The 26,305-nt window shown below is 35.1% G+C and carries 28 protein-coding genes, 2 tRNA genes and 1 pseudogene; 7 read left to right on the top strand and 24 right to left on the bottom strand.

Translation table 11 applies throughout. The features are described 5' to 3' along the window. Positions 1-174: 174 nt before the first annotated feature. Entirely contained in the window at positions 175-597 is a 423-nt protein-coding gene (locus IPN70_02960; GenBank protein QQS60827.1) for a hypothetical protein, read from the bottom strand. Between the two features lie 170 nt (positions 598-767). Here IPN70_02960 and IPN70_02955 point away from each other — a divergent pair, with 170 nt between their 5' ends. After that, positions 768-956, top strand: coding sequence for a hypothetical protein (locus tag IPN70_02955; protein QQS60826.1), 189 nt, complete (start codon positions 768-770; stop codon positions 954-956). Between the two features lie 394 nt (positions 957-1,350). Here IPN70_02955 and IPN70_02950 read toward each other — a convergent pair whose 3' ends face one another. The 6 genes from IPN70_02950 to IPN70_02925 form a co-directional block, all read right to left on the bottom strand. Next, positions 1,351-1,695, bottom strand: coding sequence for a hypothetical protein (locus IPN70_02950; protein ID QQS60825.1), 345 nt, complete (start codon positions 1,693-1,695; stop codon positions 1,351-1,353). Between the two features lie 267 nt (positions 1,696-1,962). Beyond that, positions 1,963-2,433, bottom strand: a complete 471-nt coding sequence (locus IPN70_02945) for an NUDIX hydrolase (GenBank protein QQS60824.1) — start codon at positions 2,431-2,433, stop codon at positions 1,963-1,965. A 74-nt stretch (positions 2,434-2,507) separates the two neighbouring features. Then, entirely contained in the window at positions 2,508-2,681 is a 174-nt protein-coding gene (locus IPN70_02940) for a hypothetical protein (GenBank protein ID QQS60823.1), read from the bottom strand. Further along, on the bottom strand, positions 2,671-3,378 hold the full coding sequence (locus IPN70_02935; GenBank protein QQS60822.1) for a hypothetical protein: 708 nt from the start codon (positions 3,376-3,378) through the stop codon (positions 2,671-2,673). The genes IPN70_02940 and IPN70_02935 overlap by 11 nt, the downstream gene beginning before the upstream one ends. Positions 3,379-3,552: 174 nt before the next feature. Continuing rightward, positions 3,553-3,909, bottom strand: a complete 357-nt coding sequence (locus IPN70_02930; GenBank protein QQS60821.1) for a hypothetical protein — start codon at positions 3,907-3,909, stop codon at positions 3,553-3,555. A gap of 106 nt (positions 3,910-4,015) precedes the next feature. Beyond that, positions 4,016-4,294, bottom strand: coding sequence for a GIY-YIG nuclease family protein (locus IPN70_02925; GenBank protein QQS61850.1), 279 nt, complete (start codon positions 4,292-4,294; stop codon positions 4,016-4,018). A gap of 172 nt (positions 4,295-4,466) precedes the next feature. Here IPN70_02925 and IPN70_02920 point away from each other — a divergent pair, with 172 nt between their 5' ends. Continuing rightward, positions 4,467-5,042, top strand: coding sequence for a hypothetical protein (locus IPN70_02920; GenBank protein ID QQS60820.1), 576 nt, complete (start codon positions 4,467-4,469; stop codon positions 5,040-5,042). 16 nt (positions 5,043-5,058) lie between these two features. Here the strand turns inward: IPN70_02920 and IPN70_02915 are convergent, their stop codons facing one another. The 7 genes from IPN70_02915 to IPN70_02885 form a co-directional block, all read right to left on the bottom strand. Next, positions 5,059-5,619 (bottom strand): hypothetical protein, encoded by a 561-nt coding sequence (locus tag IPN70_02915; GenBank protein ID QQS60819.1) that lies wholly within the window; start codon positions 5,617-5,619, stop codon positions 5,059-5,061. Continuing rightward, on the bottom strand, positions 5,616-6,599 hold the full coding sequence (locus IPN70_02910; protein ID QQS60818.1) for a hypothetical protein: 984 nt from the start codon (positions 6,597-6,599) through the stop codon (positions 5,616-5,618). Before IPN70_02910 ends, IPN70_02915 begins: the two co-directional genes overlap by 4 nt. A 28-nt stretch (positions 6,600-6,627) precedes the next feature. Then, positions 6,628-8,178: a hypothetical protein gene (locus tag IPN70_02905; GenBank protein QQS60817.1), complete on the bottom strand. Its 1,551-nt coding sequence runs from the start codon at positions 8,176-8,178 to the stop codon at positions 6,628-6,630. Positions 8,179-8,306: 128 nt separating this feature from the next. Further along, positions 8,307-10,121 carry an AlwI family type II restriction endonuclease gene (locus IPN70_02900; protein ID QQS60816.1) on the bottom strand — a complete coding sequence of 605 codons (1,815 nt, stop codon included), beginning with the start codon at positions 10,119-10,121 and terminating at the stop codon, positions 8,307-8,309. A gap of 21 nt (positions 10,122-10,142) precedes the next feature. Continuing rightward, on the bottom strand, positions 10,143-12,131 hold the full coding sequence (locus IPN70_02895) for a Dam family site-specific DNA-(adenine-N6)-methyltransferase (GenBank protein QQS61835.1): 1,989 nt from the start codon (positions 12,129-12,131) through the stop codon (positions 10,143-10,145). Positions 12,132-12,191: 60 nt separating this feature from the next. Further along, entirely contained in the window at positions 12,192-12,635 is a 444-nt protein-coding gene (locus tag IPN70_02890; GenBank protein QQS61834.1) for a hypothetical protein, read from the bottom strand. A gap of 7 nt (positions 12,636-12,642) precedes the next feature. Next, the gene (locus IPN70_02885; GenBank protein ID QQS61833.1) at positions 12,643-12,963 is read right to left on the bottom strand and encodes a hypothetical protein; all 321 of its coding nucleotides are present in this window, start codon (positions 12,961-12,963) and stop codon (positions 12,643-12,645) included. 252 nt (positions 12,964-13,215) lie between these two features. Between IPN70_02885 and IPN70_02880 the strand changes: the two genes are divergently transcribed. The 4 genes from IPN70_02880 (at position 13,216) to IPN70_02865 (ending at position 16,745) form a co-directional block, all read left to right on the top strand. Further along, on the top strand, positions 13,216-13,950 hold the full coding sequence (locus tag IPN70_02880) for a hypothetical protein (GenBank protein ID QQS61832.1): 735 nt from the start codon (positions 13,216-13,218) through the stop codon (positions 13,948-13,950). A 58-nt stretch (positions 13,951-14,008) separates the two neighbouring features. Continuing rightward, positions 14,009-14,167: a hypothetical protein gene (locus IPN70_02875; protein QQS61831.1), complete on the top strand. Its 159-nt coding sequence runs from the start codon at positions 14,009-14,011 to the stop codon at positions 14,165-14,167. A gap of 411 nt (positions 14,168-14,578) precedes the next feature. Next, the gene (locus IPN70_02870) at positions 14,579-15,037 is read left to right on the top strand and encodes a hypothetical protein (GenBank protein ID QQS61830.1); all 459 of its coding nucleotides are present in this window, start codon (positions 14,579-14,581) and stop codon (positions 15,035-15,037) included. Positions 15,038-15,485: 448 nt separating this feature from the next. Continuing rightward, complete coding sequence (locus tag IPN70_02865) at positions 15,486-16,745, top strand: recombinase zinc beta ribbon domain-containing protein (protein QQS61849.1); 1,260 nt, start codon at positions 15,486-15,488, stop codon at positions 16,743-16,745. Here IPN70_02865 and IPN70_02860 read toward each other — a convergent pair. The 7 genes and pseudogenes from IPN70_02860 to IPN70_02830 form a co-directional block, all read right to left on the bottom strand. Beyond that, positions 16,707-16,778, bottom strand: a tRNA-Asn gene (locus IPN70_02860). The genes IPN70_02865 and IPN70_02860 overlap by 39 nt on opposite strands. Then, positions 16,742-17,020, bottom strand: a pseudogene (locus IPN70_02855) (GIY-YIG nuclease family protein). The gene IPN70_02860 and the pseudogene IPN70_02855 overlap by 37 nt, the downstream one beginning before the upstream one ends. A 162-nt stretch (positions 17,021-17,182) precedes the next feature. After that, positions 17,183-18,316: an RNA polymerase sigma factor RpoD gene (gene rpoD, locus IPN70_02850; GenBank protein ID QQS61848.1), complete on the bottom strand. Its 1,134-nt coding sequence runs from the start codon at positions 18,314-18,316 to the stop codon at positions 17,183-17,185. A 429-nt stretch (positions 18,317-18,745) separates the two neighbouring features. Next, complete coding sequence (locus IPN70_02845) at positions 18,746-20,581, bottom strand: DNA primase (protein ID QQS61829.1); 1,836 nt, start codon at positions 20,579-20,581, stop codon at positions 18,746-18,748. 168 nt (positions 20,582-20,749) lie between these two features. Further along, positions 20,750-21,130, bottom strand: a complete 381-nt coding sequence (locus IPN70_02840) for a hypothetical protein (protein ID QQS61828.1) — start codon at positions 21,128-21,130, stop codon at positions 20,750-20,752. Between the two features lie 109 nt (positions 21,131-21,239). Beyond that, positions 21,240-22,121, bottom strand: a complete 882-nt coding sequence (locus IPN70_02835) for a TPM domain-containing protein (GenBank protein ID QQS61827.1) — start codon at positions 22,119-22,121, stop codon at positions 21,240-21,242. Next, the gene (locus IPN70_02830; protein QQS61826.1) at positions 22,121-22,687 is read right to left on the bottom strand and encodes a LemA family protein; all 567 of its coding nucleotides are present in this window, start codon (positions 22,685-22,687) and stop codon (positions 22,121-22,123) included. Before IPN70_02830 ends, IPN70_02835 begins: the two co-directional genes overlap by 1 nt. Positions 22,688-22,985: 298 nt before the next feature. Here IPN70_02830 and IPN70_02825 point away from each other — a divergent pair, with 298 nt between their 5' ends. Beyond that, a complete protein-coding gene (locus tag IPN70_02825) occupies positions 22,986-23,603 on the top strand; it encodes a hypothetical protein (protein ID QQS61825.1) in 618 nt (205 codons plus the stop codon). 541 nt (positions 23,604-24,144) lie between these two features. On the opposite strand, the gene IPN70_02820 is transcribed toward IPN70_02825, so the two are convergent. From IPN70_02820 to IPN70_02810, 3 genes are all read right to left on the bottom strand, one after another. After that, a tRNA-Ser gene (locus tag IPN70_02820) sits at positions 24,145-24,231 on the bottom strand. Positions 24,232-24,277: 46 nt separating this feature from the next. After that, positions 24,278-25,684 (bottom strand): pyruvate kinase, encoded by a 1,407-nt coding sequence (pyk, locus tag IPN70_02815; GenBank protein QQS61824.1) that lies wholly within the window; start codon positions 25,682-25,684, stop codon positions 24,278-24,280. Between the two features lie 69 nt (positions 25,685-25,753). After that, entirely contained in the window at positions 25,754-26,089 is a 336-nt protein-coding gene (locus tag IPN70_02810) for a hypothetical protein (GenBank protein ID QQS61847.1), read from the bottom strand. Positions 26,090-26,305 lie beyond the last annotated feature (216 nt).

Here is a 26,305-nt window from a genome sequence, read left to right as displayed (position 1 = left end):
AAAAAATTCTTTTTCAAAATAAAAATAGTGAAATCTATAGCAGACTTTCCTATTTATTTCATCGTCACTTTCAATCTTTCATTAAACATCTCCCGTCATAGTAATACCTTGATTTATAAATGAGTTCAAAGAAAAAAGAGCTCGTCAAGCTCTTTTATTTAAAATCATTTCTTTTTATTTATCAAACCACATTGGGTATTCCTCTTCTTCATAAGCAGGCCTACTTGGAAGATAACTACACACAAAGCAAGCTACAAATAAATACCATTTCTTATTGAAAGGGCTTTGCGCAAGCCAATAGCAATCATCATCGTACGTATTATATGGCCGATAAGAAAACTCTATAGACTCAGCTCCTCTTATAAGATCTTCTTCAGTGATATCTTCAGGAGCACTGAGTTGACAAATAGAAGCTATCATTCTTTTTTTATCAGGAAGTCCTGGCCAGAGTTTATCTAGTATCTCCAGTACATCTTGTCTACTCTGAAAAAGTGTTGAGTTATGAATAAGTGTTGTCACGTCAACCTCCAGATGATTTTCATTTAGCCTATCATTAAGAACCAATTCAATCCTAATATACCCTTCATTTAACGTCAATTCATGTACTATTGCGTAGCCAAGGTTACATTTTAAGGATTGTTGTAAATGATGTCACCTCTTACTGTTACCTTAGTAACATTACAGCAAAAAAATTTAGAGTACGATACATTGACTAGCACAACTTCTATGCTAAAATCTGAAAAGGTTCAGTAATCGAGATAGGTAAAATGAGTAGGAAACGAGAACAAATGCTCAATCATTATGAAAGCGTTGTGGTGTCAGGAATGATGAAAGATGCACTTGAAACAAGTGTTGAAATAATAGTCTCACAAGACATGCCAAAAAAGACAAAAATGAAATGGTATAAAAAACTTCTGAAAAAAGTAGGAACGAAATTCGCCACTATTAGGAAGTAATAAATAAGTACCCTCAAGATTTCTAAAAGCGATTTGGTATAGCATACCACGTCGCTTTTCTTATTATATTAGAGTAAGTTTCTCATATCCATTTTTATCATTATCTATTTTTAATTAGTCCTCGAAGTAAAATAAAACAAGTGTTTTCGCGACTTTTTTCTATTTGAAAACCATTTTCAAAGAAAAAATAAAAAAGACGTCCTTCAAGGACGTCGTTTTATTTGTGGCTCCGCCTGCTGAACACTATTAGAACCTCTGTACAGGAGGATAAAACCTCAAAGTTCTACTATTTCAGATTGAAGGTATGTAGAGTTTATTACACCCCACTTTTCACTATATGTCCTTAAAAAGCAAAAACCCACCGAAGCAGGTTTCTGCAGGTAGGGGTTTAAGTCTAACTAATTTTTTCGCCGACGAAAACAAGGAAGGTACCGATATTTCCACTTCCGAATTGGATACCCAGCCAGATACATGCCAAAAACCCAAAATGAAGCGCATACGAAGAGAGTCGATATCCATTCCAGTGTTGCCCGAAGCCCCACCTACCCATGAGTTCATTCACCACAAGAACTCCCAGAAGGATGAAAAAACTCCATACCGATGCCGACGCCGGATAAGCAAGCCCGAGAATAGTTCCGACCAATAATCCAATTGTATATCGAGAAAAGAACGTACGCATGGTAACTCCTCCATAAGAGTTTATAGGCTCGCAATTACAGTAACGCCATTGTCTTGCCATGTCAATTTTCACCGCGTGTGCTTTGTAGATAATCATGTTCGAATCCTATCCCGGGTAACAAAAAACAAGGCTTTTTACAGCCTCGTTTTTTGTTGGCTCCGGCGGCAGGATTTACCCTAAAGGACATAAACTTCGACTCCTGTCACTGAAAATAGATGTAAAAAGATTTCACGAAACGCTCATACTAAATATAAGTCATCCCTAGTATCGGGAGACATAATTAAAAAGAGTTAGCACGACTCTTTTTCTTTTACTTATTCTTCCTTTCTACATGGAAACCTGCTGAATAGAATCGATAGGGAACTCTTTTCCAGACAACCAGTCTTGAATAAGTTGGTATGCCCTTAATGAAGCGAACTCTTCTTTTCCAATCTTTCCCACATTTTCCCTCGTGAACCAACAAGTGTCTTCAATCGCCTCACCTCTCGACTGTTGATCTTTTTCCAACGCCAGAGCAATGATATCAGAATTAGCTCGAGCCAAGAAATTAAATTGCGCCCTAATCTTACCTTGCTCTTCAGCAACATACGTCCCCAAAGAAGATAGGAGCTTCACGTTTGCAGAAGCCTCCTCCATACATTCTCTTATTGCTGCTTGCATAATGGTCTCCCCCCCTTGGTAGGACCCTTTAACAATATTCCAAAGAGAGATTGAGTTCTTTTCCAACTTTTCTTTAATAAGGAGAATGTCCCCCCGCTCGTTTATTACTATAATTCCAACTTTTATTTGAATGTCCACATCTTTAAGGTTAGAAATTGATATCCTCTGTCTATTAAAAAAATTTTCTTATTGTACGTGGTTTTTTGTGAGAATTATATTATCTCTTGCATCTCTATCGTCTCCAATTCTAATTTCCAGTTCCCATCCCATTTTTTGATACCAAAAAAAATCTTGGGTAAGCGATTTTTTTTAAGAGCTCCGCGGACTGGGACGCCATTAGAACCTGCTTGATGATCACGTAGTTGCCATACTGTGCTATTCAACATTCTTTATTTCCATGTCAGCAATTATACTCTCTAGTGATTTTATGAGACTATCATTGAGAGAAGAATCGTAGTTGCTATAACTAAATATGTAGTTATACTTTTTTCCAATAACTTCGTAATGTGTTACTTGGATCATTCCGTAGTCATCATAAACTATCATATTTTTATCTCCGATAGTTTTTTTCCGAGGATTAGGATTTGGGTAAACATCTTTCTGTTCAGCAGTAATTATATCTTCCGCTGGTCTATATTTTGATATTATTAGGCCGAACTCCCTTCCCACCGGCGCCGTCGGCTTGCTAAATTCAATCGAAATGTCGCCGGAAGAGTGCGTAAATTCAATATATGGTTTTACTTTACAATCTTCATTCCCCCAGTTTGGATTAAATGGAATATCAAAAGAAATTCCTTTTTCAGTATTCGAATATTTGACTGTCGTTGTCGGAGCATCGATATTAAAGTCTTCCCTAAATTCATATTGATTCTCGGTTCCATCAGCTTCTTTTTTATAGCATCCTGTTCCCGAATATCGGTCTGGAAAATGAATGTCATATTTCAAACTTTTATCCTGTTGTGTAAGAGGTAGATTTTCTTCTTTTGCTTGATTTTGCATTATTGGTGTTTGTGTTCTTTTCGCAAACAACCAGCCGATAGTTCCTGCCGTAATTGCCACAATCACAATAATAATTGTTATCACAGCGATGTTGCCTTTTTTATTTTGTTTCACTTTTTTGAATGTTATTTTTATAATTTTATTTTATCACAAAAAGTTCTACTATCCTACCTACTCAGGCATAAAAAATAGTTTTGAATAAGCCCTTAAAAAATATTGGCTCCGATGTCTGGAGGAAGTTAAAACTAATTTCAAAAACTAAGCAAAAAGCCAATAGATAAAAGTAACTAAACCAGCTACAGAAGAAAGTAAGCTAATTGCTCGCACAAAAACATTATCCAGTAATTTTATTTTTTCACTCTTAATAAAAATTTTAGCTCTTTCAAGATTAAGAAAGCTTCCTCCCATATTGATTATTTGGGAATCTGTTTCAATATCACTAATAATTGCGGTTGATCCTTCATCATTCTTTATCCCAACGCCACTCATTTTAACGCCATGAATATTAACATTAACACTACCTCCATATAAATTACAACCATTGCCTTTTATTTCGATGCCTTTTTTGTCACCATCACATCCTCCCCACATTTCAATTTGTGGAATATTATTCATAGAAATTTATTTTAGTAAGATTATTAAATAATCAAAATAAATATAATAGCATAAAATAGCCTTAAAAAGCTCTTTTTACATGTGCTCCGGGAGTCGGTATACTTCACTAAAGTTTCGTAATACCATTACGACCCCCTAAAAAATCTTTCGCCAAAGCTACAGAAATAAGTCGTTTATACGCAAAGGCCTTACCTAAACCCGTTTTGAGATAGAGTTCAAAATCTCTTACTTCTTTCTCTGTAGAAAATACTCCATACCAAACAATCTTCCACGGTAGATGTGGCTTTGTTGATTTTACTTTTCCTGTATTGTGCGAAATTATTCTTTCTTTGAGATTATTTGTTGAGCCAAAATAAAAAATATGAGATTTTGAACTCAAGAGGATATAGGTGTAGTGTGCATAGCATAGTTTAAGACCAATAGTTACATAAATAGTTTACCATTGTGGCATGCCATTCTGTAGCCTTGGCGAAAGATGGCTCCACGAGTTGAAAATGATACGAACCCATTAGGCATAAAATGCTATAATTGATAATATAATTATTAACCCTAATCTTATGACAAAATCAAGAGAAGATTATTCAGAAAGCCTTGAAAGTCAATACAGGCGTATGGAGCGAGTTCATGACAAGATCATAGCCGATTTTGAAAGTACTACTTTTTCAAAAAGTTCTCAGGAGAGATTAGATGATGTTTATGATTTCCTCCTAACTTGCTATCACCTCAGAGAGTGGGTTCAAGAAGATGGCAAGGTTGATAAACTCATAAAGGATAAACTTCCAACTTTCGAAAATCATGATTCTCCTGTGCAATTCCAGATGTGTCGTGATTTATGCAATAAATCAAAGCATGCAGTATTAAAATACAAGCCAAATGATCCTGACACAAAAATAGTGCCTTATGGGGGTTCTATTTTTAAGGCATCTACAAAAGAACTTAAAGAGGCTCAAGAAAGAAAAGAAACGCTACATTTAAAAGAAGAGGAAGGGATATTTATGGGTAATTATCTAGTAACCTTTAAAGGTAATCAATACGACCTGAAAGGAGTTGTGCAAGGGTGCATGTATGTATGGAAAGATTTTTTTGAAAAAAATGATTTACTACTGCCCAAAAGCACTCCTTACAAAAGCTAACCAAGTCGAATAAAGGTCAACTCTCATACTCCGATATAATCTTTTTTGCATTATTAGACATAACAATAGCAATTTTCATCAGATCTATAATGGAAGTTACGAATGATGCTCTATGAAATAGTTGCCCTATCATTATGGCCTGCATTTTTTCTTCTCTCTCATCATCTTCATGAAAATAGTATCCGTATAGCCAATCATCTATAATCTTTTCGACATTTTGAAGCTCTTTGTTTATGTATATTCCTATGGATGTCGGTCTACTAAGTATTTTCGCATAAATCTCTCTACACTTCTCTATATTGTTCTTAATCGCAATATCATCGGTATTTTTGTATATCAAGTTATATATACGAAAAAAATTAGTGCTGTCTTTTTTCATGTATATTTTTCTAAAATCCATCAAGGCTGATTTGAGCAGGTCTTCATCAAATCCAGTGGATTCAAAACGAACAGGCTTGTCTATTTCGATATTCATCTTAAAACTAACCTGCTTTGTATTTTTGATGAAGTTTGAATTCCTTATTTTTTCAGCAACTCCAATGTACTTCTTTATTTTTTTCAAATCGTCATTGTTCATATTTGTAATTGAGTAACTGAAGGATTTTCGCCCAAGCCCTCAATAGTTTGAAATTGACCTTTTGTGCCATCAGGCAATGTATAGCATAAAACATTATCGATAGAATGAATTCCCCCAATAATCTTGGGTCTCCCATCTTCCATTACTGCAATATCTCCCGTAGGAAATATACTCCCTTCAGGCAAAACTATTAAAGGAAAGATATTGCCGCCAACATTTACAAAGTTATTTTCCCTAACAACCTTCCTTACAAAATTGATAAGCTTGATTGAGTCACTATAAACAAAAGCATCTTCTTTTGGGGAAACAGTCTCAAATTCAGGAAATTCAATACTTGTTAACAAGGTATTTGGCAAAATAACGCTCTTGAATTCTTGATCAGGATAGAAAGAAACATAGTTATAGCATTCAATTTCTTTTAATTCATAGAAGTTTCCATTGGCATATTGACGAGTTCCAATTTTCAGGGAAAGCATTCTTGAATTTGGTAAATCTACATCAATAAAGGAGTCCTTTCCAAGCGTACCCCTTTTTATCAGATTTTCTGCTAATGCATCTTTAATTTTAGCATGAACGGCCTGATTCATTCTCGAACCATTTCCCCTAGAGGCTAACTCTGCAGACATTACATTTCCAAGCATGGCTGCCCCTATTTTCTTCCCCCTACCACGATCAAATCCTGCGAATATCATTGCCGTAAACTGATTAGTCATCATTGTTGTATTTACAAAATCCTTAATGATATCGTTTGCATTTTCATTGATTGTTTTTTCTAAGTCCATCATAAAAGAATCATCTGAAATTTTTTCCCTCAATTTCTTCAACACAAAAGCGGCAAGCTGAACATGTCCTGCCGCTATCCCACTCATTCTTTTGTTCAAAGAAAAAGATTTATTGATAGTATCTTCATACTTAAAACTGCCATCGCTCATTTGCTTAGTAAGTCTAGTATCTGATATTAAAAATGTTTTTGTGGCCATGTGGACACCTAGAATCAATGTCATAATTTTATTTGATCTTTATTTTTTTGACTATCTCATCTGGAAAAATAGAATTGAAGTCTTTCAAAAATAAAGCTTTAGTATTTTTATGCTCATCTGGATATTCAGAAGACAGAAAACTTGCCATTGCCCATTTAACTTTTTCAGGATCTTTCGATTTTTTACCAACAACTCCATCTATGCCCTTAAATTGAATAATCTGAATCATTTCTTCAAATTCTTGAGCCGAGCATATCGTATAAGGCATACTAGACAACCAATCCAGTGATATATTTTCCGCCTTTAATTTTTCTTCAATCTTGGCTTTCAATAAATCATTATCCCCGAACAAGTGCCAGTCTTCGAGAGTTACCACGAGCGGATATACTTTCCTCTTTTCATCATAACTATATGATAGATATTTTCCAGCTCGGTAGTCTTTTATGGTTTTATAAACCTGAACAACAAAACCAGCCATTTTCTCGACATCCCTCCTGAAAGCATCACTTATAACCAACTCAGTCTTTGAAGGCATTGTCATTCTCTTTGCCTTGCACTCAATAAAAATAGCAGATTTACCATCATCGATTATCCAATCCACCGTATCTTTTTCATTTTTTCCTTCTCTAATTTTTTCCTCAGGTAATGCCGTTATATTCTCATTAGTAATTGAAGCAGAAATACAATCACCAATATACTTTTGAAATGAAGCTCCGAATGCATTGTCAAAACCTTTTTGATCGACCACTTCGTAATATAATCCACTAGTGATTCTCCAGAATAAAAGCGTAGGAATGGGACAAGTTAAGCAAAATCTGCCTTCAAAATCCATCTTTATAATTGGATATCCTCTCAAGGAAGAAAAGGCGTAAAAATAATTTTCATTTATGTTTTGTTCGCATATTAATTTTTCTTTCAAAGTAGTAATATCGGATGAAAAATGCTTTAGAAATTTATCCATAGCTTCTTGAGTTAATCCAGGAATTTCAATTTTAGGAGGATAATGCAAAGCAAAATGCGTTAAAAATGATCCTGTAAGTGCAACTCCCATAAAATAAAGCTCTTTTGTTGTTAATCCAATAGCACCTCTTATTAAGGTATCCATTTCGGACGTGCTATAAATTCTATAATACCTTGCCATTAGCTCCGCACTTGGGCGACCGATTTGCCAGCCAAATTGACCATGAGCCATTCTTTCTAATTCTCGAAGCACATTTGATACATCTATGTGATCAGTAGCAATTTTACCTTCTATATCTTTAAGCTTATTAACAGCACCAATAAAATACGACCACCGTCTAAATGTTTTTGCGTTCCACTCATTTATAGGTGAATTTATTATTACTTCTTTAGCTAGAATTTCCAGATTCCATTCGGAAACCCATCTTGTTTTCTGAATATGATCCTTTTGCAAAAATTCATTTAAAACTTCTACATAAGGCGGAAAGTTATTATTACCAAATTGCAAATTTTGAGCATATGCTCTTATTACCTCCAAGGAATTAGCAAGTTCACACTTTCTCAAGTGGTTCCTTAGAGGCTTATATACTTCGAAGATATTTTCTCTTTTCTGTACCATATATAAAAAATAGCACAAAAAGAGAGTTAAGGAGAGTTATTAATCTAAAATAACGAAAATTTTTTATCTATAAATCATATAGATAATGCTTCCGCAAGGAGCATTACTTGTAGGAAAATTTGGAAGAGCTACGCACTTACTAAACTAATAGCCCAAGAATTGACGATATTCTGTGTATTTGCAACCCAATCATCAGAATTACTAATACTGTTGGCACTATCAGCAATATCGTTAATTAAAATTTTCAAACTGTTGTGCGTGAAATTTTTATTTGCCTCACGTATTTTTTTGAGTGTTTTTAATAATTCAACAAATTGTTTTATCGTGAGCGGTGCAATTTTTTGCTTGCTACCCTTATATCCAACTGTGTTAGCAATATGGAAAGTTTCAGCACTATCAGTATGAATTTTTGGTGCAATGAAAATACAATAAGCATTGTCGTGTGAGTTTTCAAAATCACGCAAATGTCGCATAACTGGTTGTCCTTCATTAAACCATTGGTCACGGCCATTCAACATCGTAACTTCACAGATCATATTAAAGTTGTCATAAAAACATTCAATGTCTGCCATACCGCCAGGAGCAGTTGATGTCGGCTCGTTATCATCTCCAACTGGATAATTAGGTTTAATTTCCTTTGCGTCATTGAGTGCGTGAAGTCCCATTGTTGAGAGATATTCAAGCATTAAAGCACGGTTTTCAAATTCAAAAATTCCTTCTAGTTGCTCAATATATTGAGTGATTGATGAAACTGGTTGAGATTTGATATGATTGTCCTTTTCTTGCAATTCCTTACGAGTTTCTCGCAAATCATTAACATACAATACTAGATCATTTTCAGACATTGCCGATATCTCTTTCTTGCTTTCAACCGCCAAACCAAGATTGCTCTGCAATTCAATTACATCCTTATAGACATCGCTAGCAATTTTAGATAATTTATCTTTTGTCTGCCAAGGCAATACAGGCAAGTTGTCATCAGACATATAGGAAACATATTCATTTCTATCTGCAAAATGTTTTGGCTTATAAAATTCACTTTCAAATAAAGCTTCGATCTCAATGCGACGATTTGGCTCCAAATCAATATAAAAACCATTGCCACGAATACGGATAAACTTTGTTAGACGGAAATACCTAATTGCATTATCCCCATAATCCCTCAGATTTTGGAGTAGTTTATCGATCGCAGTCTGTTTACTCGTGCCCAAAAAGTTGGTTGCGAATTGTTTACGATAATTATCTCGAATCTCTTTTCGTTCTTGCTTCTTTTTTCCTTTTTGCAGGGTTCGTAATTTAACAATTTCCTCTGCATATTTTTCAATATCCGCATACTTAACCAATGATGGAACAAATAATGAAAACTCTCGTTTACTAATTCCAACTGCATTATTTCCTTTCCCTGCTTCAATTCTATTAACTTCGCTTATCAATTTAAGAGTTGCAACGAAAGGCACGACATCATAATCGCCATCATCTGGAAAATCGTTACTAGCTGGGTTTGGTATTTGCCATTTTATAAACGACTTCAGAAACACATCACCAGCGTCTTTTTCACTAGCTATAAGTTTCTTTCCAAGCTCTGTTATTTTAACTATGCCATTATCTATAATTACAAATCCAAATTTTGTAAGAGGATTTATTGATTGACGACCACGCATTGCAAATTCCGTATAATTCTTCAATCTTATGATTTCATCTACCGTGTTGTCATTAATTTCACTGTCGGTATCATTTATCATCTTTACAATATCTGCAGTCAATCCATTATAAAATTGTGCATTACCAAAACCATATAGACGGTTCTTGATTAAAAGTTTTTGATAATTTTCCTGATTAGCATTGTCCCAAGTTTTATTTTCAAGGGGCTTTAAAGCAACCAAAAAATCACGAAGACGCTCCGGGTTTCTAACTGTTGTTGTAATTGACCACGCTTTTAACATAATTTCAGTATGCCACAAAAATCAGTAATTTGTAATAAGCACCTCTACGGTTTTATTATTTTTTGCAGTAGAGTGATAATTTGAGTTTTTGTAGTCATAGTTTAGTTTATGAATCTTGTAACTATGCTTTTTTGCCCAGTTTTTCATAATTGTATTAGTTTTGCCTTTATGCTCTAAAACATTTGATAAAGCAAATCTAATTCCTTTCTTATCGAGTCTGGTCAAGAGTATATATAAGTCTTTCTCATCTTTTTCTGTCCAGCCTCCCTTTTCATTATAACTAGCAAGACCCAGCAAATATGGTGGATCTAAATACACAAAATCATCTTTCATTAATGACATTTTTTCAACATCACGAAAATCACAATTTTTAAATGCTATTTTTTTCTCGTTTGATACTTGGCTGAAAGACGCAACATTTCTCCTCGAACTACCATTATAATCCCGTTTTCCAACTGGTAAATTAAAATCGCCATTTGAATTAAATCTAATTTGGTTATTGAAAGAATACAAAACAAGCACCAACAATAAATCAATTCTTGTTTTTTCTTTATTAAACTCACTGCGAAGATTTAGAAAAGCGTCTTTATTGTATTGACCAAGACCCGATGAACTATCCACATTATAATGGTCGTAGCCCTTTATATAGCTCTGGCTTAAACCAAATTTATCTATAATGTCAATCACTTTTTGATTCAAATCTTCAAAATTATCATTTTGTATTAACTTCAACAGACTTACTACATAACGATTTTTTTCAATACAGATTATATTTTTAGCCGTAGAGTTAATTCCAACATTCGCACCGCCAGAAAATACATCATAAAAAGTTTTTATACCAACTGGAAATAACTTTGTTATTTGCGGTAAAAGTTTATGTTTTCCGCCAGTGTAGTTAAGGGGTGATTTTACAAAGCCAGCTTGAACAGGATTATTTTTTGAGGCAATTATCGCCTTATTGTTTCTTGAGACAATGTCTACCTTACACAAAAATATGCGTTCTTTTAGATCATCCTTGCTCGATTTTCCAGTAGTGAATTGTTTGAAGTTGGTTTCAAAGACTTTTACCTCACCTCGCCGTTTTAACGACGACAAAATCTCATGGTCACTGATACGTGATTGTGAACGAGCATTACCCGAAGTCCCCATATCATTATAAGAAACAAGGATATATTTCGCATTAATATTATCTATTAAATCGCCAAAGGCAACGCCTGCAGATTTCATGTTGTACTCGCTTTTGATGTGAGAGCGGTCAATTTTTTTGGCAACACCAAAAACTGTCTCCTTTTTCCAAGTAGCGATATTTTCTAATAAGTGATAAGAATCTGAATACTGCCTAGAATTATACGGCGGGTCAATATAAACAACATCTGCTTTTATTTTTTTTACCAACTCATTAGCGTCATCTTTGTAGATTTTGGCAGAGTAGCGAGAGTTTGCTATATCAAGGGGTAGCAAGAATAGTTTTTTATTTGGAATATCAATTTTTCTGTATGCGTCGTAATGGCCAACCGTGTTGGCAATTCTATCAAGTGCGTAAATCAAAGATGTCAGTAAATAAGATTTTTCTCTACTGGTAATTATTTTTTCTTCAAATAATTTTTCAATATCATCCCTAATAATTCCTATTTTTTTAGCGTTTTCTGCGTCAAAATAAGTGTTTGAAAAGTTTTTTGAAAAATAATTTTCATCATATTCTTTGATTTCAATGTCATTATAATGTTTTAGTCGTTCTTTCAGTTTTTGTTCCCTGATTATGTCCTTACCAAAAAACGCTGTGTAGACATGAGAATTTGAATCTAAAATATCATTCACTATAATTTTAGAGCGATTATAAAAATGATTGGCAACAGTGCCAGTTCCAGCAAAAATATCAGCGAAAGAATTAAACTCTATATTCTCACCTTCAAGTATACTATCTATAAATGATAGTAGCTTAGTTTTAGAGCCAAGATAACGTCTTTGCGTTATACAAATCTTTTTATTTCCAAAATATGCATCGTTCATGTTTATAGGATAGCATATTTCCGTAAATTGTGTAAACCAGCAAGTCTTACTGTAGGCAATTTAATAAGCACAAACTGGCTTGAAACAATAATTTGAAGGTTTTGAGCAATAGGATTTATAACGCCAAGAGCTTGGGTCAGAACTTTCAGTCAGACATGAATTATATTCTGCCATCTTAGAATTATATTCACTTAAGCAAGCACTGTATTCACTTAACTCTTGCTGGCATTTTGCCTGTTCTTCACGGTCACTCTTTTCCATAGACGACTTTATTATTGCCTGAGTATCAATAACAGAGTTACTCTTTTTTGTCGCAACACTTTCTTCTTGCAAGTTATCAATTTTAGATGATTGCTCATCAATACTTCGCATCAGATTTTCAAGCTGTTGCTTATCAAGTGATTGCGAATTGCTCTTGCCTCTGTGTTCCCCAAACATATAAACACCACCGAGCACGATGACTATGAGTGTTATAGATGTAATAATTTTAATATTTTTATTCATTGGGCTATTAAAATATCTTAGTTAATTCTTTTTTCCAATTAGGCTTTTGTGCAAGAAATATGTAAAAAAATGTTATCTTTGTGATTTTAGTTATGATAAAACCAATAGCAATAACTATTAGCATATTGAGAAATGCGAATCCTGGAGTATAACTATTCGATTTCATAACAGTGTCATAACTATAAAAATTATCCACTCCTGAAGCGATAATTAATATTGCAAAAAACAAGTACAAAAAAATATATGCCACTTTCGCAATTCTGAACCACCATTTTTGTTCAAGATTTGAATTGCTTTTTGCTTGTGGCTCCTCTTGATGATTTTCCATAATAAAAACGACTTAATAATTAAGTCGCCGAGTGGTTCCGCTTGAGTGGACGACCCGACGGATACCACAAGTCAAGAAACACCGAGGTGTCCTATCATGTGCATCGAGCCGCCCGCTAAAGGGCGTGATAGGACAAAAAACCCAGGGTTTTGCCTCAGTATTTATTAACTTGTGGTATCACATATAAAATACCATCAAATTGCTTTAAATACAACCATTTACTTGGTTTGAATGAGAGACTACAATGAAATTATGAGTAAAACAGGAAGGGCTCATACTAAATTAGGCTATTTTGAGAGAAATTTCTTCAAAAACCACCAGATTTTCATGGAAAAGATGTATGAAAATACAAGGTTTTTTGAAGAAATACTTGAATGGCACATTAAACTTAAACTAACCGACGAAATGGTTGGTGATATTTTTTCGATCAAAAGTTTTAAAAATCATAAACTTGCACATGAATATGGAGCAACGCTTGGTGAAAAAATTATAAAAGATGAGGATATTGAATTCATGACATGGTTCAATGGATTCTTCTCTAAATTCAACCTGTCAAAAACATGGGAAATTCCAGTGTTGAATTTTATAGCCTGTGGTTATTATTGCCCACCCGAAACAACTAGCATCAAAATAGAATCCGACAAGGGAGATGTTGTTCTGCGTCTTGATAAAAATGCCACTCTAAACGATCTAAGAAATAGCTGGCCAATCATTTCAAGTAGATTAGATAATAGTGAATCACCTAGGCGAAGAATTTCAAAGACATTTTTTAAAAACATCGAGGAACAAATTAAAGCTTCAAAGATAACAAAAAGAACATCCCTCGATGGAAACACAAATGAGTACGAAACTGAAAATTACCTCGATATTTTATACAGAATACACGATGATGATGAAAAATATCAAGATAAAATAGACAAGGATCCTGAAAAAGCAATCTCAAAATTCAAAACAAACAAGCACAGATTGAAGCGTTACATTAAGTAGTCCACTTAGCGTAACTCAGTAAAAATAATAACTTTTATAATTACCATACAAATAATGTATGGTTTTTATGTTATCAAAAGAAGAAATCCAACAATTGAAAAAGATGCATCTACGAGAGTTCGGCGAAGAAATAAGCGACGAACAGGCTATTGAATGTGCTCAATCTTTGTTGGATTTGTTAACTGCAGTATATAAACCAAGCGAAAAAAATGCGTAGGTCGGGATTAAACTGATCCAATGTGATCCTTATAAAACCCTACGCTACATAATTGAAAAAATATTGGGCAGGATAGTGCCGGTAACCACACCGCAAATCTTAGGTCATAGTCGTAGTCAACAAGGGCGACTCAAAAGAAGCATTGGGCGTTTTGCAAAACGAAGTCTCCTTGCAGAACATCACATTAAACCCCAAGGCCAAATCTCCGAGGCAACATAAGAAACTTCTATCAGAATCAAAGTGAATAATATTCTGATCAAAACCTCATCCGACAGAACACGGCATAAAAGAAGAAAGAAAGGATCCTAAGAAAAGTCCAATATTCTAGTAATATGATGCGAAAATTAAATCGCAAATGGCTTCTCTGTATCTCAACACTCTTGAACTGGCATAAAAGAAACAAACAAAAACATGACGAAACAATTAAAGGTTAAATCAAACAAAAAAATCAAAGGCAGTAAAAACGGTCGTCCTTTTGCAATTACGAAAGATAAAGAAACTATCCTTATAAACCTTCTGTCTGACGGCATGAGCCAATCAAAAGCATGTGTTTATGTGGGTATAAGTGAGGACACAATCATAAGACATAAAAAAAGGTTTTGCGGGTTTTGCGAACGATTAGAGACTGCTAAATTAGAAACCCATAAGCTCGCTCACAAGAGCATAAAAGTAGGAATGTTGAAAGATTGGAAGGCTGGAGCATGGTGGCTTGAAAGGATGGAACCTGAACGATTCAAAGAGAAAAAAGAGCTTGAAATTAAAAAGCCAAGCCTCATAATGGACATGTTTGATGACGATGAAGAGGAAAAAGAAGAAAAGAAGGACAGCAAAAGCAACGCTAATGAGGATGTTAACTGGTACGAAATGTAGCTTTTTATCCACTAGCTTTAGTAACGTTTTAGAGTATGATGTTTGTTGAAGAAACTAATCAATTAATATAAAAACAATGAACCAAGAAGTGAAGGCAAATAAATACATCCTCTATGCCAGAAAATCATCCGAAAGTGAGGATCGACAAATGGCATCAATCGACTCACAAATAGAAGAGTTAAAAAGACTCGCAGAAGAAAACGGGTTGAATATATCTGAAATTATGCATGAATCCAAATCAGCCAAAGAGCCTGGGAGGATAGTTTTTAACGAAATGTTTGAAAAAATAAAACGGGGTGAAGCTGATGGAATACTTTGTTGGAAACTTAATCGCCTGTCTAGAAATCCTGTAGATAGCGGTACGATAAGTTGGATGCTACAGGGTAAGATGATAAAACATATTTTTACATTCGGAAGAAGTTATTACCCTGAAGATAATGTTCTGGTGATGGCTGTAGAGCAAGGAATGGCAAATCAATTCATTCGAGACTTAAGCACTGACACAAAGCGAGGGCTACGAAACAAAGCAGAGCGAGGTTGGTATCCTAATGGGTCGCCACTCGGATACAAACACAATCCCATCAAACTAAAAGGTGAAAAAGAAATTGAAAAAGACCCTGAAAGATTTGAAACGATTCAAAAAATGCTGAAGATGGTAGCTTCAGGAAAGCTCACTCCCCCGGAGGCATATAGAAAAGGAACTAGCGATTGGAAATTTACAAACAAGCATGGTCAAAAAGTTTCCATCAGCTCATGGTATGCAATGATGAATAACCCATTCTACTATGGCTGGTATGAATTCCCATCTGATAGCGGACAATGGCATAAAGGAAAGCATGAGCCAATGATCTCTCAAGCGGAATTTGAAAAGACTCAAATGATTCTCGGCCGACGAGGAACGACTAGGCCAAGAAAATATAGTTTCAAATATACTGGAGCAACACGATGCGGAATATGCGGAGCATCAGTTGTAGCTGAACACAAAATTAAAAAATGTCAGAATGGAAACACCCATTATTACATCTACTATCATTGCAGTCATCGACTAGATCCAAAATGTGATCAAAAAGTGGTCGAAGAAAAGAAGTTTGAAGAAGAAATTATAAAAATTCTCAAGAAAATAAAGATTCATCCAACTTTCTTGGAATGGGCAATCAAAAAACTGATGGAAGAAAATAGGGATGAAATCGAAGAAAAGAAACAAGCACTCGAGGATCACAAAAAAGAATTCGAAGCTTGTGACAAAAAGCTAGATAGACTCCTAGATATGCGAATAAATGGCGAGCTAAGCGAAGGTGAGTTCATTACCAAGAAAGATACCATATCCCAAGAAAAATCACGCCTTAGAGCAAGTTTGGACGCTTCTGAGAGCAATTCAACCAACTGGATAGACCAACTTGAAGAAGCCAAGGAATGGCTTGCATTCGCCCAAGATGCACTAGAAAAATTCAAGGATGGCGACGAAGAAAAGCGAAAAGAGATATTCAAGGCAATTGGTTCGAACCTCTCACTTTCTGAGAAAAAACTCAATATTGAAGCCAATAATAAGTTAGTCGGCCTTGAAAAAATCTCTTCTGAGATAAAGACGATATTCAAGCAGTTCGAACCTACGAATTTGCCCGAAGATAAAGAAAAACTAGAGCTTTTATACTCTAGTTCTCCAGTTCTGCTCCGGGAGTCGGATTCGAACCGACGACCAAGTGATTAACAGTCACCTGCGCTACCGCTGCGCCATCCCGGAATATAGTATTTTTTAATAAACTTTCTACCCTGATAACTTTTGAGTTGTTTTTCTCTTACTAATACTTCTTTTCGACTCTTATATTCTTCAGAATAGATTACAACCCACACTCCTTCAAATCAAGCAGTATATCCTTTGAATACTTTTTCATTATGAAACTGTAATCTTTTCTTAAGATTCTTTGTTTGCCCGATATATATCTTATCACACTGTTTGTTGTAAATCACGTACACTGTATACATGAAGATATGTATCAAACCAACTGCGCTACCTCCGCCAGCTGGCGGAGCGCCATCCCGGAATTTTATTTCTTATCTCTTTTTTTCTTTTCTGAAACTTTTTCAGGAGATGCTGGTCCTTTCATAAACCAACATCTCCCACGTTACCAAAAAAAGAAAAGGAAATCAATAGTGCCTAAGTTTTTTAGATCGATCATTCTCTCGAATCTTCTCTAAAGCCTTTGCTTCAATCTGTCGAATACGTTCTCGAGTTACTCCGAATTCTTGACCTACTTCTTCGAGAGTATGCGTTACTCCGTCCTCTAAACCAAAACGAATCGTAAGAATTTTCTGTTCTCTTGGTGATAAATCAGCAAGAACTTCATCGATATGTTTTTTAAGAAGTTTTTGAGAAGCTACTTGATGAGGCATGAGGGTTTCTGTGTCTTCGATAAAATCCCCCAAAACACTATCATCATCACTTTCTCCCACAGATGTTTCCAAAGAAACCGTCTCTTGAGAAATTTTCTGAATATAACGAATTTTTTCCACTTCTACATCCATTTCTGCAGCTATTTCTTCAGCAAGAGGATCTCTTCCAAGTTCCTGAACGAGCCTACGATTTATCTGCATATATTTATTGATTGTTTCTACCATATGCACAGGAATTCGTATAGTTCGAGACTGATCAGCAAGTGCTCTTGTTATCGCTTGACGGATCCACCATGTTGCATATGTCGAAAATTTATATCCTTTACGATAATCAAATTTTTCCACAGCACGAAACAATCCAATATTTCCTTCTTGGATAAGATCAAGAAGTGATAAACTTTTTGATCGTCCTACATATTTCTTAGCAACACTCACCACAAGTCGAAGGTTTGCCTCAGTAAGTCTTTGTTTTGATATAGGATCTCCTTTTTCAATTTGTTTAGCAAGATGAATTTCATCTTCGAAAGTAAGAAGTTTTACCCTTCCAATTTCTCGAAGATACATCTGAACGAGATCCGAACTATTTCCATCTTCTTCACCCTCTCGAGGATGCACAAGATAATCAGTTCGAGATACAGCCTCTTTACTATTTGTTGATTTTTTATCTTTCAGGGGGGCATCCATTCGTAAAAGCTCGTCTGAATTTAAAACTCGAATACCTGCTGTTTCAAATTTTTCATATAAATTTTCAACATCATCCACGGTATCCTCCATATCCGGCATAACATGAATGATTTCGTCTTCTGTAACAAAGCCACGTTGTTTTCCCTTTGCAAAAAGCTCGTCAATGGCGCCTTGTATTAATTTTTCACTAAATTCATCCCCCATAGAAACCTCAAGAGAAATATTTAAATCATATTTCTTTTTTGAGGCAAGTTCTTTTTTTCTCAAAGATTCTTCCGCTGATCTTCTCAAAATATCCTTCTTTGATTCCTTTTTTATAATAATTTTCTTCTCCTTCAAAACTGTTTTTAGATTCACATTCTTTATATCTTTTTTCATAGTTCGAATATGCAAATCCGTTTTATTCAAATTTTTTACCTCCGAAGCACCTTTCTTTCTTATTATCTCCTTCTTAGCTTTTAATTCTTGAGGTTTTTTCTTTTCAGTAGAAGTATTTTTTCGACTACGAACTTCTTTCTTTAAGATTTTTTTCTCCACCATAATACGAAAAGCATACTGTACACATTATTTTCTAACGTGTATGGCATTCTGTTTAAATAAATAATTATATAACTTTACTTCTTTTTAAAAAATTTATTTCTTATGAATCTGCATCATAAGATTGGTCATTTCCTTTCCCAGTTGAGCAATTTCCTGAAAATTTCCAGACTTTTCCGCTTCACTCAATCGTTCTTGTACTCGCTTGGACTGTTGTTTCAAATATTCTTTCTGAATTTCTTCCAAAATATATTCTATTTCTTTTTGAGCATCTGTCTGGGAAATATTTCCTGTTTGTCCTATTTGAACCTCCATATCATGTTGAGCTTTTTCAGCCATTTTTCGAATAGTGTCCGGAATAATAAGTCGAAAAGAATCAAAATCATAAAGAGAATCCCGGGCTCGAAAAAGAACTTCGAAGAGAAAAGTTCCTGGAGCTATATTTTTCATACGATTTGTTTTTTCTTCAAATTCTTGAGCATATTTCTCCCACAATTTTTTATGAAAAAAAAGAAATGATGCTATTTTTTCTCCCAGTATATCCGTTCTACTTCGACTTCCGAAACTCCGCGACTCATCACTAAAATTTTTTTCTTCCTTCTTCCCGTACACTCGTTCGTCTTTTTGTCTTTTTTTAAGCATAGCGTAAAGCGCATTTATTTCAACCCCTAAACGATCGGAAAGTCGTGACATCCAATGAGAAATTTCTATTTCATTTTGCATAGTAAAAATCATAGAAAGAGCTTTTTCTGCAAATCGTCTCTTTCCCTGAGCATCGTTCATATTTTCTTTCAAAGACCAGCTATTTAGAAAATATTCCATAGAAGGCACAGCTCCTGCAATAAATTGAGATAATTCTTTTGTGTGTTCAATAGCCATATCAGCAGCATCCTTACCTCCGGAAATAGCAATAACACAAGAAGGGATATCTAGTTGATTAGCCATTTCTACACTTTTTCTCGATGCTTCTTGGCCAGCATCATCCATATCAAAGAAAAAATAAATTTCTCGAGCATAACGTTTCAAAATATTTAAATGTTCATTCGTTAATGCTGTGCCACTTACAGCAATTGTATTTTCGAATCCAGATTTATGCATAGCTAAAACATCCATATTTCCTTCTACTACGATAACATTCTTTTTTTGTTTAATTGCTTCTTTGGACTGAAACAAGCCGTATACCGCTTTACTTTTATGATAAATAAGGGTTTCTGGTGTATTAATATATTTAGCACCTTGATCATCCGAATCAGGAAGGACTCGTCCACTATATCCAATAATCCTTCCTAATGAATCCATAATGGGAAACATAATTCGTTCACGAAATCTGTCATATCTTCGAATTGAAGATCTTCCCACATTTTCTTCTTTTTTTATAAGCAAGCCCGATTCTTCTATTTCCTCCAAGCTAAAACCTCGCGAAACAAGAAAATTCTCAATATTATTCCAACCAGCAGGGGCAAATCCTATTCTAAATTTCTTTAGTATTTCTTCAGACATTCCCCGTTCCGAAAGATAGCCTCTGGCATGAAATTTTCCTTGTCCCTCATAAAGTTGTTTTTCATAAAAAGCTGTTGCAAAATCCAAAAGAAGAAATAATCTTTTAGGATCCACGGATCGTTCCGAAGAAATAGCTACAAAAGAATTTTCTTTTTTTCTCAATTCTGTACCTGTACGTTCGGCAAGCATCTCTAGAGCATCTCGAAAATCTAAACCCTCCATTTCCATAAGAAAAGTAAATATATCTCCACCCTTTTGGCATCCAAAACAATGAAAACCCTGTCGTTCTTCGGAAACAGTAAAAGATGGTGTTTTTTCATTATGAAAAGGGCATAATCCCTTATACCCTGAGCCCGATCTTACTAATCGGACATATTCTCCAATAAAGTCTACAATATTGACTTTTGATTTAATTTCTTCTATTTCGTTCATTTGTAAATCAAAAACTATCCTAGAGAGCTTACTCTAACAACTACAAGCAATAAAAGAAAATGTAACATTCTTAAATTTCTCTCATTATTTCATTCTAAATTTAGTTTGAGAAATTGTTTATTTTATTTAGAAAAAAGAGTATCTCAGAGATACTCTTTTTGAAAAAAGTTAACTCATCTTCTGTAAAAGATGAACGTTATTATTTTGCTTATTCTCTTGTTCAACGAATAAAATATTTGCGTGGTGCTCCACATAAGGACGTCTGTCACAATTTCGACAGATTAATGTTGAATAGAAGCTTCTTTGTCGCGCACAATAAGGCTTCTCCTCTAAACAATCTGTATCCCAAGAAAATAAAAATTTAGGAAGATTAATATCCGTTTTCAAAATAAATTCTCCTCCACAACGAAGACATCTTACCTCTCCATCTTCAAAACAAACGAAATCCCCTTTTTTCACAGAATATACTTTACGCATCATATTTTCAGAAAATCCAGTCCAAAGAATTCCTCTGAAAAAGAAAAAGTAAACGTCTGGAGTTTTGATCATGATAGCTTCCTCCTAAAAAAAGAACTCGTTATTCCCTTACTGAAAATACCATAAATATTAAATTTGCAAAATGTAATATTTTTTTCTTTATTTCTAAGAAAAAATTGTATTACCATCGGCCACTACTCCCACCACCGCCAGACATCCCACCGCCAAATCCACCAAAGCCACCACCTTTTCCGCTTCCCCAAGAATCTCCGCCGATCCACCAGGGAACATTTCCTCGATCCTTTCCTTCGCTATATTTTTTGGAAACTATATAATCAAATAATAATCCCAGTGAAATTAAAATACTTAATGAAATAAACCCAAAATAAAGAAAGCCTTTTATTACCCCTATCACCACCCCAAGTATTCCTCCCAACATCCCACCAAGCCACCACGATTTACTTCTTCCCAAAATAGCAGACAGCCACATAAAACCAAAAAAAATAAAACCGAGAATTGTTTCTCCACCAAGAGTATCATCTTGTTTTTGATCCACCTCAAGACTTGGAATCTCTTCGCTATTTGCGGCTTTAATTATTTTATTTGTAGCTTCATCTAAGCCCTTATAGAAGTCGTTATTCTGAAATGCCGGTTTCATTATTTCATTAATTATCCAATAGGATTGAGCATCTGTAAGATCACCCTCCAATCCATATCCAACCTCTATCCTCATTTCTCGATCCTCTTTAGCAACTAAAATTAAAACTCCATTATCTTCATTTTTCTTTCCAATTCCCCATTCTTTGAATAATTTCTCTGCAAAGTTTTCAACCGTGTCTCCCTCTAATGTATTCACGATAACTACAGCAATTTCCTTCCTTGAATTTTTTTCAAATTGTACAAGTTTATTCTCAAGTATTTGTGTCTGTTCTTCGGTAAATATACCAACATAATCATTAACAAAACCCTTAGGTTGACCCGGGTTAGTATAAGCATTTCCACTTTGTACACATACAAAAAAACCTACCAAAAAAAATACTATTTTTATAAAGTTTATCTTCATTATTTATCTTGTAATAAATCGACTGTGGGTGCTTTTTCAGTTCCAGTCTCAGCTTCGAAATAATTTCTTTCCGAATAGCCAAGTTGATGAGCGATCATATTAGCTGGAAATCTTTTAATGGTGACATTAAAACTTTGCACTACGTCATTATACCTTTTTCTTTCTACACTTATTCTATTTTCAGTTCCTTCAAGCTGGGCCATGAGAGTTTGTACATTTTCTGATGATTTGAGCTCAGGATAATTTTCCATAATAACCAATAATCGAGATAATGCGCCTTCAACTTGCGTTGCTGCTTCAGCCTTTTGGCTCGTTTCACTTGCATTAGCATATCGTGATCGAGCATCAGCCAAATCCCCAAATATTTTTTGTTCTTGTGCCATTACACCTTTTACTGACCCTACTAAATTCGGTATCAAATCAAAACGACGTTGATACTGAGTCTCTACCTGAGCCCACTGACTATCAATTGCTTCATTAGCCGAAATAAGTTTGTTATAGGTTGTCCAAACATAAATCCCTACAAGCAAAATAATTCCTCCTAAAATAATAAAAGCTTTGTTCATATTTTTTATTAAAGAATCATTCCTTTTATGCCTACTTTTTTAAAAAATAAAAGAAATAATTTCTTTCCCTCCTTCATTAAGAATTTAAAAATTTCTCTTTACTCCTATAATACCAAAAAACATTTTCAGTATAAATAAAAAGGGAGATTTATACAACATCAGACGTACGTATGTCGACACACATACTCAGAGAAAATAAGTATAGACAAAACGTAAAATATAAAGTACTTTTGATTCGTCCATCAGAAGGTGGATTTTTCTTTAACAATTTTTCTTCAAACGAAGAGGAGTAAATTCGATGAAAGTTTCTCATAAACTGTTTATTTTTCTTGTTCTTTTTCTTTCGGCTATTTCTATAGCGCATGCTTCCTTTGCTCCCCCGGTATGTGACGGAACGCTTGTTTTCAAAGAAAGTTCCATAACGTGCCAAAAGGACCAATGGATTTTTGCCACACCACCGGAAATAGATTCAAGATGTGCACTTTCAGCTCTTGTGCCCCATGAAACAACTGGCGACTTGGTTTCCATCTGCCCCGCAAAGGGACTTTCGATTTTTCGATTGCACTATCTCGTAAAGCCAAATTACGAAAAAGAAAACCAGACTGGTTTTTTTACCCTCACACTGGAAAATCAAGGGCTCGCTCCTGCTCCAGTAGAATTGATATCAATTTTCTTGATGTTCATGTTCAGCCTTGCTCTTCGTTACTTTGGTTATGATTTTTCTTTTCTCGAACTCGAAACAGCGCGAGATAGAGTATTTGAAATAATCATCAAAATTCCTTTTGTGTTCATGATTTGGTTTATTTCTTCTTATGCACATAGTGCAACCAGTCGATGGAACCATGCTCGCGATTTTAATAACAGCACTTTCTCTCACCGCCCACAATACGTGGAAACGCTGGGGAATTCATGCTGATCTCCTTTTAAAAGAAAAGGGGGTCGAAGAGAAACTCGCCAACATCTAATCCCATCTAAATCACAACCCTCAGCCGATCGTCATGCACGCTCGGCTGTTTTTATTAAATTTCATAAGAAAAACATACCAGTTATTTATTCTAAAGTTCTTCAAAAAAGGCAAAACTTTTTGCCTACTCGCTTTCCTCGTTCACTTCATTCACCTGCCCAAGCGGAGGGATTTTCGCCTCATCATCGAAACGACGACTCGTTGTCCGGGGTGGCGCCAAACGCTCATACATTCGCGTTTGTCGACGCTCGTTTGATTCACCTCTCAAGTTTCGGTTCATCACTCGCTCCTACCCGTTCGAATCCTCAGGTATCTGCTATAGAAACTCCTTTTTTCAGACTATAAAGTCTAAAAAAGTAATTTTTGCGGAAGCGGAGGGATTCCCCTTTGGGCCGGGGACATTCGGCGACCGTGTCGCTTCGTACGTCCCTTCTCATCCTCACGTAGGCAAAACTCTTTGCCTGCTCGCTTTCCTCGTTCACTTCATTCACTGCGGAAGCGGAGGGATTCGAACCCCCGGTGCGGTTTCCCGCACACTTGCACTCCAAGCAAGCGCCTTCGACCACTCGGCCACGCTTCCGTATCTTTCTTTACCGTTAAACTATACCTCAAAAAGAAAGAAAAAATCAAGATTTCTTTTCTTCTTTAACTCGCTGAAGCTTAACAGTAGCATGAAAAACAGTTACTACTTCATTCCCAGAAACAATATTTCCTTCTTGTTTTAATTTTTGCACCAGAAGTTCTATAAGAACATCTTCATTAGATTCTCCTTCAAAAAGAAAGGATTTCACACCCCAAACCAATGATAATTGCCTATGCGTTATAGGATTTTCCGTTGCTATATAAATCGATGTTTTAGGTCGAAAATGAGACAATAAACGCGCGGTATATCCCGTTGCACTCGTAGCAAGAATTGCGTCTACATTATTTGACCTAGCAAATTCATACACTCCCCGAACCATAAAAGCATATTTACTTTTAAGTCGCATTTCGAGAGTATCGCACACATCATCAAATGGTGATTCTTCAGTATTTTTTATTATATCCGTCATCATTTTCACCACTTCTACAGGATATTTTCCTCCAGCAGTTTCTCCCGAAAGCATTGTTGCATCCGCATGATCGATAACAGCATTAGAGACATCACTCACTTCAGCTCTTGTAGGACGGGGATTTTCCATCATACTTTCCAGCATTTGCGTCGCCACAATAACAGGCTTTACCTGAAATAAACATTTTTCAATAATTTCTTTTTGTAGTATTACTACACGACTTTCTTCAACCTCGATACCCAAATCTCCTCGTGCAACCATAACAGCATCAGCTTCTCGAATAATATCATCCAGATTTTCGATAGCATCTTGCCTCTCAATTTTAGGAACAATCATGGGATATTGTTTCTTCTCTGGGGAAATTTGTTTCATAAGATTACGAAGAGTAATAATATCTTCTCCTCGTCCTACAAAAGAAAGCGCTATATAATCCACATCATATTCCAAAGAAAAACGAATATCTTTCTCATCTTTGGGTGTAAGTACAGGAAGCTTGAGCTGTGCTCCAGGAAAGTTCATTCCCTTATGATTTTTTACCACACCTCCCATAGTCACCTTGCATCGCAAGTTTCCATTTTCTTTTTGAATACTTTCTAAAATAATTTTTCCATCTTCAATAAGTATTTGTTTTCCTTCTTTGAGTTGTTCAAGAATATGAGGTTGATCTATTCCAATTCCATCCCCACCTTCTTCTACAATAGCTTTTTCCACAAGAAGCGCCTCATCTCCTATAGAAAGAGGAATATCTTCTCGAATAAAGGTCCGTATTCTTGGCCCTTGTAAATCAGCAAGGATAGCAATAGTTTTTCCTGTTTGTTTCGATGCTTCTCGAATATTTGCAATACATTCAGCATGCCAAGGATGTTCGGAATGAGAAAAATTAAGACGACAGACATTTACACCTGCGTTTATTATTTCAGATAATATTTCAACACTCATTGAGGAAGGGCCTATTGTGGCCACAATTTTTGTTTGTTTCATAGGTTTTTATAATACCATAAAAACAAAAAGTCCGCTATTTCGAGCGGACTTTTTGCTTACAGAAAACTTTTATTCGAGAATAGTATATCCCCCAATAAGTGGAAGAGGTTTCTTTTCTCCTTTATACGCACTAAGAAATCCTATAATAGTAAGAACGAGCACGAAAATATTTCCAAGAGGAAGAATGAGGAACCATCCGAAAATGGGGATAATTGTACCCACCACATTAATTCCTATTGCCATCAAAAGAAGAAGGAGTCCTTGATTAGCATGATACATTGCAAATTTATCTTCTTTAGCAACTAAAATAGGAATAAAAAAGATGATATATGCCAATGCAGCTATAAGATTATTATTTTGTGAGCTATTACCCTGAAACGTTCTTTCTTTCTTTTCGGAAACAATTTCAGCCTCTTGAATATTCTCGCTATTTTCTTGTTTTTTATCAGTTTCTTGATCCATAAAAATACACCTCCTTTCTATTTCTTTAAAGTTTTATCTTCTTTTCTAAAAAAATCAATAGGGTCTTGACAACTCTTTGGGTATATGCTACATTAAATTGTTCCTTTTTCATTTCCTTATGCGGAAATCCGCGGATCCCTGGGGAGTTCTATCTTTTCT

It is taken from the genome of Candidatus Moraniibacteriota bacterium, assembly GCA_016699795.1.
Lineage (GTDB): Bacteria > Patescibacteriota > Minisyncoccia > Moranbacterales.
The sequence above is the reverse complement of the archived record's forward strand: the minus strand, read 5'-3'. Positions and strand labels throughout refer to the sequence as shown.

Bases quoted from the DNA above. Each gene is read 5' to 3' on its own strand.
- IPN70_02955 (QQS60826.1), top strand. From the start codon at position 768: ATGAGTAGGAAACGAGAACAAATGCTCAATCATTATGAAAGCGTTGTG.
- IPN70_02950 (QQS60825.1), bottom strand. From the start codon at position 1,695: ATGGCAAGACAATGGCGTTACTGTAATTGCGAGCCTATAAACTCTTAT.
- IPN70_02940 (QQS60823.1), bottom strand. From the start codon at position 2,681: ATGTTGAATAGCACAGTATGGCAACTACGTGATCATCAAGCAGGTTCT.
- IPN70_02930 (QQS60821.1), bottom strand. From the start codon at position 3,909: ATGAATAATATTCCACAAATTGAAATGTGGGGAGGATGTGATGGTGAC.
- IPN70_02920 (QQS60820.1), top strand. From the start codon at position 4,467: ATGACAAAATCAAGAGAAGATTATTCAGAAAGCCTTGAAAGTCAATAC.
- IPN70_02915 (QQS60819.1), bottom strand. From the start codon at position 5,619: ATGAACAATGACGATTTGAAAAAAATAAAGAAGTACATTGGAGTTGCT.
- IPN70_02910 (QQS60818.1), bottom strand. From the start codon at position 6,599: ATGGCCACAAAAACATTTTTAATATCAGATACTAGACTTACTAAGCAA.
- IPN70_02905 (QQS60817.1), bottom strand. From the start codon at position 8,178: ATGGTACAGAAAAGAGAAAATATCTTCGAAGTATATAAGCCTCTAAGG.
- IPN70_02900 (QQS60816.1), bottom strand. From the start codon at position 10,121: ATGTTAAAAGCGTGGTCAATTACAACAACAGTTAGAAACCCGGAGCGT.
- IPN70_02895 (QQS61835.1), bottom strand. From the start codon at position 12,131: ATGAACGATGCATATTTTGGAAATAAAAAGATTTGTATAACGCAAAGA.
- IPN70_02890 (QQS61834.1), bottom strand. From the start codon at position 12,635: ATGAATAAAAATATTAAAATTATTACATCTATAACACTCATAGTCATC.
- IPN70_02885 (QQS61833.1), bottom strand. From the start codon at position 12,963: ATGGAAAATCATCAAGAGGAGCCACAAGCAAAAAGCAATTCAAATCTT.
- IPN70_02880 (QQS61832.1), top strand. From the start codon at position 13,216: ATGAGTAAAACAGGAAGGGCTCATACTAAATTAGGCTATTTTGAGAGA.
- IPN70_02875 (QQS61831.1), top strand. From the start codon at position 14,009: ATGGTTTTTATGTTATCAAAAGAAGAAATCCAACAATTGAAAAAGATG.
- IPN70_02870 (QQS61830.1), top strand. From the start codon at position 14,579: ATGACGAAACAATTAAAGGTTAAATCAAACAAAAAAATCAAAGGCAGT.
- IPN70_02865 (QQS61849.1), top strand. From the start codon at position 15,486: ATGGCTGTAGAGCAAGGAATGGCAAATCAATTCATTCGAGACTTAAGC.
- rpoD (QQS61848.1), bottom strand. From the start codon at position 18,316: ATGGGGGATGAATTTAGTGAAAAATTAATACAAGGCGCCATTGACGAG.
- IPN70_02845 (QQS61829.1), bottom strand. From the start codon at position 20,581: ATGAACGAAATAGAAGAAATTAAATCAAAAGTCAATATTGTAGACTTT.
- IPN70_02840 (QQS61828.1), bottom strand. From the start codon at position 21,130: ATGATCAAAACTCCAGACGTTTACTTTTTCTTTTTCAGAGGAATTCTT.
- IPN70_02835 (QQS61827.1), bottom strand. From the start codon at position 22,121: ATGAAGATAAACTTTATAAAAATAGTATTTTTTTTGGTAGGTTTTTTT.
- IPN70_02830 (QQS61826.1), bottom strand. From the start codon at position 22,687: ATGAACAAAGCTTTTATTATTTTAGGAGGAATTATTTTGCTTGTAGGG.
- IPN70_02825 (QQS61825.1), top strand. From the start codon at position 22,986: ATGAAAGTTTCTCATAAACTGTTTATTTTTCTTGTTCTTTTTCTTTCG.
- pyk (QQS61824.1), bottom strand. From the start codon at position 25,684: ATGAAACAAACAAAAATTGTGGCCACAATAGGCCCTTCCTCAATGAGT.